Source organism: Paenibacillus sp. 10L310 (genome assembly GCF_056395745.1).
In genome coordinates, this window is sequence record NZ_JBFTKC010000002.1 from 215,397 (window position 1) to 228,759 (window position 13,363).

Sequence of the window (13,363 nt, forward strand, 5' to 3'; positions counted from 1 at the left end):
GATATCGTCGAAAATTTTGTTTTGGATCAGAGCCCACTCAATGCCTCAGATATTGTATCCTCACCAGCGATTAGATCAAATGAACGCTTGTAGGTATTCTTCTCACTCAAACTGGCCAAAATCACATGAGCTACATCTTCACGAGCAATGTTACCGGTTGTTATATTCTCAGCAGCAGTTACTTTTCCTGTTCCCGGTTCATTCATTAGAATCCCCGGACGTATAATGGTATATGTTAATCTACTGATCTCTAACAATCTATCAGCATAGTGTTTCGCTGCATAATATGGAAGGATGTTATCATGCCAGTTCTCACGATTATTGGCTTGGATCGCACTCACCATGATAAATCGATCAATACCCGCTTTTTGAGCCGCTTCAATGGTTTTCCCGGCACCATCCAGATCAATCAGGAGTGTTTTATCATATCCCGTTGTACCGCCAGAACCAGCCGCAAATACAATGGCATCACAACCCGTTGCAGCAGCTACAAGTGAGTCAACCGTACCTTCCAAGTCGGCAAGCACCGTTTCCACACCCTGTGCTGCAAATGAATCTACCTGTTCTTGTTTTCGTACCATGGCAAGAACGGTGTGTTCTTCACTATTCTTCAAAAGATGAATAAGCTGTTGACCAATCTGTCCATTTGATCCCACGACGAACACCTTCATGTTCAATACCTCCTTTATACAAAATCACCGCACCCATATTAAATTCATGCGCATGCATTTAATTTAACGGATATATTAATGAGTGTCAAGTCTTCTTATAGGGTAAATGACTACATTACCCTATATTTCCCCTAGCCTTAGAACAATTCTTTAGTGAGGTTCTCTAATCGAGTCTCAAATCCATCCTGTTCCAATTCAGTTTGCAAGACCTGATTAAACGTTTGAAGTGCTTTCTTGTATTTATTCTCTCCAAGCTCCGTAATACGAGTGTAAATGCCACGTCGGTCATCTTCACATGCATGTCTTTCCAGAGCCCCACAGTCTTTGGCTTCCATCCTAACGACGAGCCTGGAAGTAGCACTTTGGCTCAAGCCTACTAGTTCTTGAAGTTGCTGTAGGCGTAATTCCTTACCCTCCGCATTATATATGAAGTTTAACACATAAAATTCCTTCAAAGATAAGTCATATTGTTGAAGCAGAGCTTGTTCCAGCTTCTCGTTCAGATGGGTATGAATGTTAGAGAAAGCCAACCAAACATTCAAACGTTCACTCTTTTGTTGCAATCTAGATCACCCCACTTGATATTTAATTTTCATCAGCTGTTATCCTATTGTATCAAGCTTAATTACATTGGTCAAAACCCATCCAAGTTCGACGTATATAACATCCTAAGCTCATAAGAAGAGCATTTCCCCGTCTTGTACCGACGTTTAGAAATGCTCCAGTATTACCATTTATGCAGTCTAATCTTACTTCGCGGTAAGCAGGCTATCGGAAATAAATTGAAGCTGACCTTCCAACGTTAACGGATCGTTGTACGAGTCTGAAGTTGGATCAAGCTGGAACACATGATTTGCCTTCACCGCAGGCAAGTTCTTCCATAATGTATTGTCATATACGATCTTGGGATCGGTTGTATCTCCCGACCACGGGCTGGTGAAGATGATATCCCCCGCATACTCCGGTAATAGTTCCATGGAGATTGAAGCCCATCCAGTTCCGCTGTCAATCGCTTCAGCTTGGGCCTTGGCTGGTGCCTTGAGATCAAACTCCCCGTAAATAATTTCACCACCTCGACCATAGTTATGACCGAATACAAATAATCCTTTGGCGTATGGATTCAGTATGGAAACAGTACGATCGCCTACAGCTTCCTGAACCTTGGGCTTCAGTTCGTTGATCTTCGCTTCCCATTTAGCATTCCAAGCTTTCGCTGCGTCTTCTCTATTGGTGAGCTTACCCATTTCAAGCATTAGATCCTTGAAATTGCGCTTACCATATGCAATCTGTACAACAGGCGCAATCTGCTCCAGCTTGTCGATGCCCTCTGTTCCAGTGTACACGATAAATAAGTCAGGTTTTAAACTGATTAGTTTCTCTGGTGTAGGCTCTTGACCCAGATCACTGGTGCCCGCTGCTGCAAGTTGATCCTTGATATATTTGTTGTTCATCGCTCCTGATAAAGCGCCGACTACCGGTGCATCCAAGGCAACAAAGTAGCCTGTCGAAAATGATGTCAAATCAATAATACGCTTAGGATTCTTCGGTACCTGTACTTCGCCTGCATCCGATTGATATGTAACAAGTTCCTCTTCGGCAGTTGCCGTTGATTCAGCGGAAGAAGCTGAATCCGAGTCCGTCTTGGTTTCTGTCTCCGTAGCCGCATTCGTGCTGTCCCCATTTGTACTATTGGTCGTAGCAGACTGACCACATGCACTAAGTGCAATCAGCAAGATAAGTGCCATCATGATCCATATTGATTTTATCTGTTTACGCAAAATAAACCCACCTTTTCGTTGATATTGATAATCGTTATCAACGATATCATGCTATGCAGGATTTGACAAGCTATGTTTACTTCACCCCCTCTATGAACTCTAACTTGCAAGTCACCAAGTTAAACAGCTATCATCATTAGAGTAAACCATTCACTTTTTTTAAAAAAGAGAGTTTTGAAAAGCCAATGAAACGTAATCAAGGAGGACAACATGGAAGAGATTATATTGTGGTTAAAGTATTTGTTTTTAGGTATTGTTCAAGGTGCGACGGAGCCAATCCCCGTCTCCTCAAGCGGTCATCTAATCATCGCCCAGAAACTTATGGGCATCAAGCAGAATGGATTGTCATTTGAGATTTTAACAAACACAGCATCACTTATCGCTATTATTTTTATTTTCCGGGAAGATATCAAAAAGTTGATTATTGGTGCATTAGGTTACCTGCGTACTCGTAAAGAAGAATATCGAGCAGACTTCATGTTTTGCTTATACATAATTATTGGTACGATCCCTGCTGCTGTCGTTGCAGTCCTGTTCAAGGACCGGATTGAAGAAATCTTCTCATCCGTATATACCGTTTCCATCGCGCTATTAATCACCGGGGTTGCCTTGTGGCTTATTCGTAATCTTCGTGGTCGCAAGCAAGACGGTGATCTGTCTACGAAAGATGCATTGTTGGTAGGTCTGGCTCAGGCGGTCGCTCTTATTCCGGGGATTAGCCGCTCAGGGGCAACTGTAATTGCGTCCATCGCTGTTGGCATGAAACAGGAAACGGCTTTGAAGTTCTCCTTTATGCTGTACATTCCCATAAGTATTGGTGGACTCATTATGGGGGTATCCGACATTGCCAATGATCCGAATCGATCACAACTGGCTATCCCTTATCTGATCGCATTCATCACGACACTCTTTGTCACGTATTTCTCCATGAGATGGTTTATGGGCATTATGGCCAAAGGCAATCTGAAATACTTTTCGTATTACTGTTTTGCTGCAGGAACATTGTTACTGATCTTCTTATAAAAAATAGTCTACACACCAAAAGGAACAACCAGCGATGGTTGTTCCTTTGTTGTATAGTGGCAGAACCTTAATGACCTATAGCAAGAGCTAGACGGTCAGGCGCGTAGCCTTGTTGCTTCTGTTAACCAGCTCTGTAGCCGCGAACATAACACTGAACAGAATCAGCAGGATCAGGGGTACCATTGACATTCCCCATTGGCTGGCTAGGAGTCCCATACCTAACGGGATGAGTGTTGAACCTGTATAGGCACTGGCCATTTCAAGTCCAATTACACTTGGGGATGCCTTCTCACCGAAGCGTTCCGGTGTCGCATGAACAATACTCGGATAGATCGGTGCTCCGCCCAATCCCACGATAAATAAAGCCCCTGCGGCAATCCAGTAAGGAATCGGCATAACCAGGATAACTAATCCGAAGCATCCGACGATTCCACCATATCTGATGAGATTTTTGCTGGATACATGAGTCGAAAGAAAACCTGAGATTACACGGCCCAAGATAATGCCAATGAAAAATAGAGAGGATAGTGCTGCGGCAGTGCCTGGGGAAACTCCTTTGCTTCCGATGAAGAATGAAGCCATCCACAGACCGGCAGCAGTTTCGGAACCGTTGTAACAGAGCATCGCAATCATCGACATTTTCACGCCGGGGATACGTATGGCCTCACGGTTGCTTACGCGTTTCTTCTCATCGCCTGAACCCTCTACTCTTCCCTTCTCAAAAATCTTCCATAGAGACAAAGTTGATAATAAGACCACCACGATCCCAAGCAAAATCAACGCCACAGTAACGTATCCTGCACGCCAGTTGTTTGCTTGATTCAGCCAATATGCCATAACGAGTGGGCCTGTCACTGCGCCAATTCCCCAGAAACAATGCAACCAGTTCATATGCTTGGCCTTGAAATGCAATRCTACATAATTACTTAGTGCCGCATCCACCGAACCTGCACCTAAGCCGAGAGGGATCGCCAGAATCAGTAAAAACACAAAATTCTCAGAAAATGAGAATCCCAACAGCGCGATCGTTGTTGAGAGGATACTGAATACTGTGACTTTACCCGTTCCGAACCGGTGTAACAATCGGCTGGCCGTTAGACTGGACACTACTGTACTAAATGAAATGATTAGCGATATGTAACCAGCCATTTCTGTTGTCGCATGTATATCGTTTTTCATAACGGACCAGGCACTGCCAAGTAAAGCATCAGGTAATCCCAGCCCTATAAATGCGAGATAAATAATGATTAACAATAACGTGACCATCTGGGTGTCTCTCCTCAGTTTGTTTAATTTCTGATTCTCGTCGAACCACCCATATAATAATATTGATATTTCTATCTGTAATCTTCCTATATTTTGACTCCTTATATCAGTATTCTGATATATTCTGGCGACTCATAACCTATATCACTGGTTCAGGATAGGTATTTCTCCAAGCAAATTCTTCAAGTTAATGGCATCCCACGGCATATGCTCAGTTATTCCTAATCCAACTACATCTGTTTCTTCAGACAGTTCTTTGATCAGATGAAGCAAGTGAGGTATTTGCATGGTTCCCGCTGGTGAAAACTCATAAGGTTCTCCTGGCTTGGCGAATAACAATGAACGGAACATGTTGGGATCAAGCACATCCAGATCAAGATGAATTGCCAGGTGTTTGAACCCAGTCTCTTTAATCCACTTCTTAATCGAATCCATGCCATGGGTTAATTCTTCAGTTCCAGCCGTTCGGATACCTAATCTTTGAATCACTTCGGTTTCCTGTTCCGTGGGGGTTGTCAACCCGGCCATGAAAACATGTTCGGGCTTCAAGGGGACACTCACATGTTTGGCAAACTCCGGATCGCCTTCCCCAAGAAGGTTTCCGAGCGGTAAAGTATGACCGTTGTCATAGCCCTCGTATCTAACCAGATCACCATGTGCATCAATCCATATCAAACCAAGTTCTCCGCCATATCGTGCATTTAAATAAGCAAACGGGGCTTGTTCAACCAAACAGTCACCGCCAAACATGACAATGCGATCGGGCTGGTGAGCTTGAATAATATGCTGGGCAGCCTGCAATTGCTGAAGTAGATGTGTTCTGCCCTTTATCCCGTTCTCGCTTACCAGAGATGTTCCATCATAAGCCTCAACAGGAACATGAATGAGAGGTTGATCATTGTCAGGTGCAAGCCATGCAAGCAGCTCCGCTCCAAAAGAGTAGTTAGGATTATCTCCACCTTGCCATTGTGGCATAAGCAGACGTATTGTTTTTTGAGTCATCGTAAATCTCCTTTACTTCAAAGTAAGGTTAGTATAAACTGAGCCCAAACAAATAAATAGTACGGTCTTTTATGATAGGTACTACCCGGAAGGATAGTGTAAATGATGAGTATGGCTGAATACCACGGTAAAGTTAAAAACATTCAAGATACCCCTTTTGGATATACGTTGTCTGTTATTGGTGGTAAATGGAAAATGGTGATTTTGTATCTTCTGGCAGAAAACCCACCTGTCCGTTTCAATGAACTAAAAAGACAGATCGGCGCTATCACGTATAAAACGCTGAGTTCACAACTCAAAGAATTAGAAGCAGATGGTATGGTCGAACGGAAAGAGTATCCCCAAGTCCCTCCTAAAGTCGAGTACCGTCTGACAGCCAAAGCTGAAACGTTATTGCCCGTTTTGGAAGGACTATGCGAATGGGGTGTCCAACATCAGGAACCTTCGATCAATAATAGCGCAATGGATTGAACGCTTTTGTCTATATTTTCAGATGAGATAATTGGAGTAAATGCAGCATGTTAAAATGCAAAAAGTCGCCAATCGGCGACTTTTTTACTTTTATCTTGTGTTCCTCTGTACGTTCAGCAAATAAAAGCTGTGATTCGTAGAATTATACTTTTTCGTGTACCAGATCTTTCTGATAGGCCAACACTCTGTCCCAATTGCCACTGAAAACAGGAATTCGATAATACCCTACACGCTCATACAGCGCTGCAGCTTCTGGTTGCAATGGACCTGTTTGCAGTTTCAGATTGGTATAACCAAGTTCGTTCGCAAGACGCTCTGCCTCGGCCAATATAGCCTGGGCAATCCCCTTACGGCGGTAACCATTGCGTGTATACATGCGTTTAACTTCTACAGATGTTTCATCAAGGGGTCTAAGTGCTCCGCAACCAACCGGATACCCGTCGATCCTGGCAACGATAAAAGCCGCACGGGGCACCTCAACGTCTGACAGTTGAAATCCTGCAGTTCCATCACCACCATATAACAAACCGAGTTCTTCACTCAGTTCCTTGATCAATAGTAGCGATTCCTCGCTCCGAATATCTTCAGCTGCTGCATGCACGATATGTGTCATTCCACATACCCCCTTTATCTTATTGGACTTATTGGTTTAAATGATATATCTAAATTATCATTCCCAACAGCAAGCGTCAATTCCCCCATTCATTGAATATTTCTATAAGTACACCCTATAAACACCCCAACGTATCTTTTTGCAGTCTTTATTCGTTTACATAAGAAATATAACGAGCAACGATGTATATGAAATTCAACTCTCGGAGGTCTGATATTATGGAAATTTCAAAGGGAATAACGATGCTTCAGCTTGATTTTGAGGGGAATATAATTCACCCTGTTCTGATATGGGATGAAGAAATGGTTGTGTTAATTGATACCGGATTCCCTGGACAATATGACGATTTGTGTATCGCACTCGAAAAGATTGGTGTGCCGATCAGCCGACTTAAAGCAGTGATTTTGACGCATCAGGATGTGGACCATATCGGCTGTCTTCCTGAGATTTTGCAGGAGTGTGGTGATCATGTCAGGGTATATGCACATGAACTGGATAAACCATATATTGAGGGGCAGCTCCCTCTTCTCAAAGATGGTCACCTTGAACATCCTCCAATGGGAAAAGTAGATGAAACGGTTACTGATGGTCAGGAACTGCCGTTTTGCGGTGGAATTCGCGTTATTCATACACCTGGTCATACGCCAGGTCATATCAGTCTATATTTGATGGACAGCAAGACGCTCATCGCCGGAGATTCAATGTACAGTGTAGACGGCATGCTTGGAGGCATTCATGAACCTACTACGCTGGATACAGAGACTGCTCGAATCTCTTTGAAAAAGTATATCGAACTCGACATTTCATCTGTGGTTTGTTATCACGGTGGACTAAGTCATAGGAATATAAATGAACAGATCTCAGAGCTATATAAAATGAACTAACGAATATTTACACTGGACACTCCGATGACAGAACAACCTTCCGATCGCTGTTATCCCCAGATTTTTTTATTCCGTCTTTAAAAGGGGAAATCCGAGGATAGCGCATGCTTCCGATGTAGCTTTCTTGCAGAAAGCTTGTAGGCGAACGCTCTGCTTCTTAATAATATTTCAATTGGTTGTTTAGCGAATAAATCCTGTATATGCCACTATAATTCTCTATAATTATGCATAGTCTTCCTATTGTTTGGCATACTGCAAAATGGCTGTAGCCGCACGAATTCGCAACTCTTCTTCTTCACTGTGTAACGCTTCTCTCAGCACCTGGAGAGCTGTCTGAATCGTGGCTTCATCTACCCCTGTTGAGAGAGAGTGCGTTGCTTCGGCTGTTATACTGACTGCAAGACCTCGATCCAGCTGTGCTTGTGATATGGGATACTCAAACTTCGCAAGGATGGCTGAATCATTTTGCAGTGCCTGCACTTTGTCATTCAGCTCAGCGAGAGGAATACGACCCAACCATGTAACTCCCCGACGGTGACAGATCAAGTCGTTTTCTGTGCCAGCGGAATCGTCGTAATAATAATCCCCGATATCCCCAACATACGTCCATTCACCATCGCTAATTAATACATAATCTCCATCCTGCATGAGGTTACCAAACATATGTAGTGTCGCGAGTGTGCTCGCCAATTCTGCTTCATCCAAGGGATAGTGTTGAACCAACAGTTCCTTCCATAGTTCCCGGGGCGTTTGCTCCAGATCCCCTGTACCTGACCAAGCAATACCAATATAATTGTCTTCCAAAAAGGATGTTACTCTGTTGATTCCGTGCACGGTGGACTGGATATGATACAGATTCACAAATACCGCCTTCCTTTCTTTCAATCATTCGTATGAACATAGTTAACCATTGTAACATTAGTGGGGTCTATTTCAAACGTAATGATCTCTTCAAGTTCTATACTTCATGCTGAACATACCTTTGGATATAGCCTCAGGCTATAACTAGGTATAATTTAATGGAATTACATTATAACTCCGGATCTGTGATAAATTTTGTGTAACATAAAAGCAGAGGGGTTTTAAACGATGACAAAAAGTAGTGTATTGGGATATCCGCGTATTGGTGCTGATCGGGAATGGAAGAAAGCGTTGGAAGCGTTCTGGGCAGGTAAGCTGGAGGAATCAGAATTTCACGCACGTTTGCAGGAGATTCGTATCGATCATTTGCGCAAGCAACAAGCAAAAGGAATCGACATCATTCCAGTTAATGACTTTAGCTATTATGATCATATCTTGGATACGGCCGTGATGTTTGGGATTATTCCTAAACGATTTGCTTATGATGGTGGTTCCGTTCCATTGTCCGTATATTATGGCATTGCACGAGGAACGAAAGATGCCGCAGCAAGTGAAATGACAAAATGGTTCAACACGAACTATCACTACATTGTACCTGAACTGGACGGGGCTTCCCCAACTCTGACGGAGAACAAACCACTTCTCGCTTATCGTGAAGCAAAAGAAAAACTCGGCATTGAAGGCAAGCCGGTTATCGTTGGACCGTTAACCTTCCTGAAGCTCTCCAAAGGCTATGATAAATCCGAGACAGACGCTTGGTTGGACCGCTTGCTTCCACTTTACACTCAATTGCTTCAAGAACTTGCGAGCGAAGGCGTTCAGTGGGTGCAGGTCGACGAACCTATTCTGGTAACCAAATTAAGCGATGAAGACGTACAGCGTCTGAATAAAATATATGAAACATTTGCAGCAGCCGTTCCAGGCCTGAATATCATGCTGCAAACGTACTTTGAATCTGTTGAAAACTACAACGACATTGTTGCACTGCCAGTTCAAGGTGTAGGACTTGATTTTGTACACGGACTCTCTGGTAACACACAATCTATTCGGACATCCGGTTTCCCGGCAGACAAAGTGCTCGGTGCAGGTATTATTGATGGACGTGGGATCTGGAAAGCTTCCCTTCAGACAAAACTGAATTTGCTGAATGAATTAACTGAGTTCGTGACACCTGAACGTATCATCGTGCAATCATCTTGCAGCCTGCTGCATGTGCCAGTAACCACAGACCGTGAGGCAAAACTTTCATCTGAACTGAAAAATGCACTTGCATTTGCAGATGAAAAGCTGGATGAGATTGTTCTTTTGACTACAGCCTTATCTTCACCAAGTGCAGAGATTACCGCCAAAATAGACGAAGCAGAGCTTACCCTTCAAGCGCTTCAGCAATCCGAAGATCGAAACCGTACCGCTGTACAGAAAGCCGTTGCTTCCATCAGTGTTCAACAGCCGGAGCGCTCCCGTCCTTTTGCAGAGCGTCATGAAGCTCAACAGGCCAAATGGCAATTGCCACTCTTCCCGACAACAACGATTGGTAGTTTCCCACAATCTGCCGAAGTCAGAAAAGCACGTCAGTTGTGGCGCAAGGGTGAGTTGAACAACGAACAGTATGCTGCCTTCATCCGGGAGCAGATTGATATCTGGATTAAGATTCAGGAAGAGATCGGAATTGACGTATTGGTACATGGTGAGTTTGAGCGTACCGACATGGTTGAATTCTTTGGCGAGAAGCTGGCCGGCTTTGCCTTTACACAGTTTGGATGGGTACAATCATATGGTTCACGTTGCGTGAAGCCACCTATTATCTTCGGTGATGTTGCATTTACGGGTGAAATGACTGTCGAAGAAACGAAATATGCTCAATCGCAGACAGAGCGTCCTGTTAAAGGCATGCTGACTGGCCCGATTACCATCATGAACTGGTCATTCGTACGCGAAGACATTGCTCGTGAGCAGATTGCCTATCAATTGGCGTATGCGTTGAGACAGGAAGTCGAAGCACTTGAACAGGCAGGCATTGGTATGATCCAGGTTGACGAGCCAGCTGTTCGTGAAGGGCTTCCGCTGAAAGAAAATGAACAAGCCGATTACCTGGCTTGGGCAGTCAAAGCGTTCCGTATCTCCACGTGCACGGTGCATGAAACGACTCAAATCCATACGCATATGTGCTATTGCGAATTCCATGACATGATTGATTCCATTGAAGCTATGGATGCGGATGTTATCTCCATTGAGACATCCCGTAGTCACGGTGAACTGATTCATAGTTTTGAAGAAAATACGTATGAGCTCGGTATCGGTCTTGGCGTATATGATATCCATAGCCCAAGAGTTCCGAGTGTGGATGAAATGAGCAGCATGATTGAACGTGCCCTGCGTGTTCTTGATCCGAAGCTGTTCTGGATTAACCCGGACTGCGGATTAAAAACCCGTGGACAGGAAGAAACGGTAGCTTCTCTGCGTAACATGGTTGACGCAACCAGAATCGCTCGTAACAATCACGCTTCAGCTGCTGTATTGTAATCGGCTGCGAAGCAGCATAACTTCAAAAGTAAAGCCGGACACCCCTTCGTTAAATGGGTGTCCGGCTTTTTATCTGGTTACTTTTTGTAGTTACTTTTAACGCAAATTCATTTCACTTGTAACATGGCGATCTCTGGCGTTCCTGCCCCTTTTCTCACCATCCAACGCTTACAACTAGATACTATCTTTCAGCCATTGCTGCAATGGTGTATCTTCGGTCAGTTCACCGAGCAATATATGACGGAACTCTCCGTCCTTATCAATAACCATCGTTGCCGGTAAACCTGTAATCAGATACATGCCTGATATGTTGCCTGTCACGTCAATGATCACCGGGAAATCAAATGCCTGCTTATCCATAAACTCACGAATCGTGCCCTTCGATTCCCCCACGTTAACAAACAGGGTTTCCACGTCATTCTGATAGTCCTGAGCAATCTGGTGAACGAGCGGCATCTCCCTTACACAAGGTGTGCACCATGAAGCCCAAAAGTTAATCATCACGGCTTTGCCCCGATAATCGGACAGTCTGACTTGTTCGCCTTCTGAATTAACCGCTGTGAACTCAGGGGCCACGGCACCAGCTTCAATGGCGTTACCTCGCTGAGATTCGGGTGTCGATACATTTTCGAAAATAGCCCATGTACCAACTAACAATGCGATCACACCAATCAAAATTGTAAGTGTACGTCTACTTTTAAAACTCTTCTTCTGCAATAAACTCACCTTCACTTTAAACCAAGACTTTGATGAAATGCTGCATGGAGCGAACCGAATTGATCACAAAAGTCGTGAGTAGAGCCCTCTCCAACATTACGTCCATGGTTCATGAATATCACCTGATCCGCAATATCGTCTGCGATCTCCAGCTGATGGGTCGAGAACACGACCATGTGGCCTTCCTGTTTGATGCCCTTGAGTAGCTGAGTTAATTCCTGCATCCAGAATGGGTCCAATCCATTCGTTGGCTCATCCATGATGAGCAGTGGAGGTTTCGACAGCACAGCCTGGGCGAATAACACACGTTGGCGCATGCCTTTGGAGAAGGTCGTAACCCGGTTTTTCTTTTGATCCTCCAAACCTACCATGGTCAGTACTTCCTGTACTCTCTCCTTGGGAACTTTCCTCAGAGAAGCCCAGAACAGAAGCATTTCCTCCGCACTCAGTCCTTGATTAAATTGATAATCGTCCGGCATATATCCAATCTGCTCTGAATAACGCTTGCGCTCCTTCAACCATCGCACATTGTTCACCGCAACCTCACCGGAGGTAGGCCGAAGAATTCCTGCGATCATACGCAGTACCGTGCTCTTTCCTGCACCATTCCCTCCACAGAGGGCAAGCACTTGGCCTGAAGTAATGCGAAAGGAGATATCCTCAACAATTGGTTGCTTTTTAATGGATTTGCACAATCCCATCACTTCGAGTCCCACTTTATCCATGAGAACGCCCCCTCTCCCAGATCGCGTATACCGCTAGGACAGAGAAGGCAATCCAGAATAGGCATATCCCGATGAAGATCCAACTGCCACTTGGTTGTTGCACCCACTCCACCCATCGATAATATTCTGGTCCAAGAATGGAGCCGCCTCCCAGTTTGATGACTACAAACAATCGCACCAGCTCGGCCGGATTGATGAGCGTTAGTATAATCAGCAGCGGTTTCACCCATAGATAAGGCATCAGTCCCAGCACAGAGAGCAATAAGGTCGGCCATCCAATGACTGCGAAAAACCATACGGTCACGGATATGGTTAACGCCTGCCACCGATTGCGCGACAACGAACCGATAAATAGCGCCAACGTCAGGAATAACAACACCAGTCCACAAGAAAATGCCAGAAAGAGAAGATATGTCACGGCATCCAGTGGATTCCCGATTACTCCGCTAATAACCCCCATCAGGCCGTATCCAAACGCAACAATGGTAATTAAAACAATCGACAGCCCAAGATACTTGCCCACAATAAAAGACATCGTGCCAATGGGATACGTGGACAGCAGTTGCCAGCTACCGTCTTCCTTTTCGGATGTTAGTGAGAAGGAACCGAGGAACAGCGTCATTAATGGTAAGAGGTAAAGAATGAGATTCAACATCGAACCTGTTGTGCCCGAATATCCTTCAACCAGATTCTGCGAATTCAGAAGTAACAAGCTTAAGCTAAATGTGCAAAAAAGGATCAGAAACGAATACGCCCAAGGATTGCGAAATCCCATTTTCACTTCTCGTCTTGCAATCTGTATCATATCTGACATCATTGATCACCATTT

General features: G+C 44.4%; 14 protein-coding genes. 4 read left to right on the forward strand and 10 right to left on the reverse strand.

The annotated features are described in order from the left end of the window. Window positions 1-26: 26 nt before the first annotated feature. From AC1DE7_RS06540 to AC1DE7_RS06550, 3 genes are all read right to left on the reverse strand, one after another. The gene (locus AC1DE7_RS06540; RefSeq protein WP_477533974.1) at window positions 27-671 is read right to left on the reverse strand and encodes an SDR family oxidoreductase; all 645 of its coding nucleotides are present in this window, start codon (window positions 669-671) and stop codon (window positions 27-29) included. 137 nt (window positions 672-808) lie between these two features. Then, a complete protein-coding gene (locus AC1DE7_RS06545) occupies window positions 809-1,234 on the reverse strand; it encodes a MarR family winged helix-turn-helix transcriptional regulator (protein ID WP_017688556.1) in 426 nt (141 codons plus the stop codon). 186 nt (window positions 1,235-1,420) lie between these two features. Then, window positions 1,421-2,449, reverse strand: coding sequence for an ABC transporter substrate-binding protein (locus tag AC1DE7_RS06550; protein ID WP_477533975.1), 1,029 nt, complete (start codon window positions 2,447-2,449; stop codon window positions 1,421-1,423). Window positions 2,450-2,659: 210 nt separating this feature from the next. On the opposite strand from AC1DE7_RS06550, the gene AC1DE7_RS06555 reads away from it, so the two are divergent. Beyond that, complete coding sequence (locus AC1DE7_RS06555) at window positions 2,660-3,472, forward strand: undecaprenyl-diphosphate phosphatase (RefSeq protein ID WP_036608062.1); 813 nt, start codon at window positions 2,660-2,662, stop codon at window positions 3,470-3,472. A gap of 87 nt (window positions 3,473-3,559) precedes the next feature. Here the strand turns inward: AC1DE7_RS06555 and AC1DE7_RS06560 are convergent, their stop codons facing one another. Beyond that, window positions 3,560-4,738 carry an MFS transporter gene (locus tag AC1DE7_RS06560; protein ID WP_477533976.1) on the reverse strand — a complete coding sequence of 393 codons (1,179 nt, stop codon included), beginning with the start codon at window positions 4,736-4,738 and terminating at the stop codon, window positions 3,560-3,562. A 144-nt stretch (window positions 4,739-4,882) separates the two neighbouring features. Continuing rightward, a complete protein-coding gene (locus tag AC1DE7_RS06565) occupies window positions 4,883-5,740 on the reverse strand; it encodes an arginase family protein (protein ID WP_282321483.1) in 858 nt (285 codons plus the stop codon). Window positions 5,741-5,845: 105 nt separating this feature from the next. On the opposite strand from AC1DE7_RS06565, the gene AC1DE7_RS06570 reads away from it, so the two are divergent. Further along, window positions 5,846-6,211 carry a winged helix-turn-helix transcriptional regulator gene (locus tag AC1DE7_RS06570; RefSeq protein ID WP_282322173.1) on the forward strand — a complete coding sequence of 122 codons (366 nt, stop codon included), beginning with the start codon at window positions 5,846-5,848 and terminating at the stop codon, window positions 6,209-6,211. A gap of 142 nt (window positions 6,212-6,353) precedes the next feature. Here the strand turns inward: AC1DE7_RS06570 and AC1DE7_RS06575 are convergent, their stop codons facing one another. Then, the gene (locus AC1DE7_RS06575) at window positions 6,354-6,824 is read right to left on the reverse strand and encodes a GNAT family N-acetyltransferase (RefSeq protein ID WP_253508312.1); all 471 of its coding nucleotides are present in this window, start codon (window positions 6,822-6,824) and stop codon (window positions 6,354-6,356) included. Between the two features lie 218 nt (window positions 6,825-7,042). Between AC1DE7_RS06575 and AC1DE7_RS06580 the strand changes: the two genes are divergently transcribed. Beyond that, window positions 7,043-7,708, forward strand: a complete 666-nt coding sequence (locus AC1DE7_RS06580) for an MBL fold metallo-hydrolase (RefSeq protein ID WP_282321484.1) — start codon at window positions 7,043-7,045, stop codon at window positions 7,706-7,708. 237 nt (window positions 7,709-7,945) lie between these two features. Here the strand turns inward: AC1DE7_RS06580 and AC1DE7_RS06585 are convergent, their stop codons facing one another. Then, complete coding sequence (locus tag AC1DE7_RS06585; RefSeq protein WP_282321485.1) at window positions 7,946-8,569, reverse strand: hypothetical protein; 624 nt, start codon at window positions 8,567-8,569, stop codon at window positions 7,946-7,948. A 228-nt stretch (window positions 8,570-8,797) separates the two neighbouring features. On the opposite strand from AC1DE7_RS06585, the gene metE reads away from it, so the two are divergent. Next, window positions 8,798-11,092: a 5-methyltetrahydropteroyltriglutamate--homocysteine S-methyltransferase gene (gene metE, locus AC1DE7_RS06590; RefSeq protein ID WP_282321486.1), complete on the forward strand. Its 2,295-nt coding sequence runs from the start codon at window positions 8,798-8,800 to the stop codon at window positions 11,090-11,092. 174 nt (window positions 11,093-11,266) lie between these two features. Here metE and AC1DE7_RS06595 read toward each other — a convergent pair whose 3' ends face one another. Genes AC1DE7_RS06595 through AC1DE7_RS06605 form a run of 3 tightly spaced genes read right to left on the reverse strand, consistent with a single transcriptional unit; the run spans window position 11,267 to window position 13,348 of the window. Beyond that, the gene (locus tag AC1DE7_RS06595; protein WP_477533977.1) at window positions 11,267-11,824 is read right to left on the reverse strand and encodes a redoxin domain-containing protein; all 558 of its coding nucleotides are present in this window, start codon (window positions 11,822-11,824) and stop codon (window positions 11,267-11,269) included. Continuing rightward, window positions 11,821-12,534, reverse strand: a complete 714-nt coding sequence (locus AC1DE7_RS06600; protein WP_036670852.1) for an ABC transporter ATP-binding protein — start codon at window positions 12,532-12,534, stop codon at window positions 11,821-11,823. Before AC1DE7_RS06600 ends, AC1DE7_RS06595 begins: the two co-directional genes overlap by 4 nt. Next, a complete protein-coding gene (locus AC1DE7_RS06605) occupies window positions 12,527-13,348 on the reverse strand; it encodes an ABC transporter permease (protein WP_036608083.1) in 822 nt (273 codons plus the stop codon). The genes AC1DE7_RS06600 and AC1DE7_RS06605 overlap by 8 nt, the downstream gene beginning before the upstream one ends. Window positions 13,349-13,363 lie beyond the last annotated feature (15 nt).

Excerpts from the sequence above, each read along its gene's own strand:
- AC1DE7_RS06580 (WP_282321484.1), top strand. The coding sequence starts at position 7,043 with ATGGAAATTTCAAAGGGAATAACGATGCTTCAGCTTGATTTTGAGGGG.
- AC1DE7_RS06600 (WP_036670852.1), bottom strand. The coding sequence starts at position 12,534 with ATGGATAAAGTGGGACTCGAAGTGATGGGATTGTGCAAATCCATTAAA.
- AC1DE7_RS06605 (WP_036608083.1), bottom strand. The coding sequence starts at position 13,348 with ATGTCAGATATGATACAGATTGCAAGACGAGAAGTGAAAATGGGATTT.
- AC1DE7_RS06555 (WP_036608062.1), top strand. The coding sequence starts at position 2,660 with ATGGAAGAGATTATATTGTGGTTAAAGTATTTGTTTTTAGGTATTGTT.
- AC1DE7_RS06575 (WP_253508312.1), bottom strand. The coding sequence starts at position 6,824 with ATGACACATATCGTGCATGCAGCAGCTGAAGATATTCGGAGCGAGGAA.
- AC1DE7_RS06570 (WP_282322173.1), top strand. The coding sequence starts at position 5,846 with ATGAGTATGGCTGAATACCACGGTAAAGTTAAAAACATTCAAGATACC.
- AC1DE7_RS06540 (WP_477533974.1), bottom strand. The coding sequence starts at position 671 with ATGAAGGTGTTCGTCGTGGGATCAAATGGACAGATTGGTCAACAGCTT.
- AC1DE7_RS06565 (WP_282321483.1), bottom strand. The coding sequence starts at position 5,740 with ATGACTCAAAAAACAATACGTCTGCTTATGCCACAATGGCAAGGTGGA.
- metE (WP_282321486.1), top strand. The coding sequence starts at position 8,798 with ATGACAAAAAGTAGTGTATTGGGATATCCGCGTATTGGTGCTGATCGG.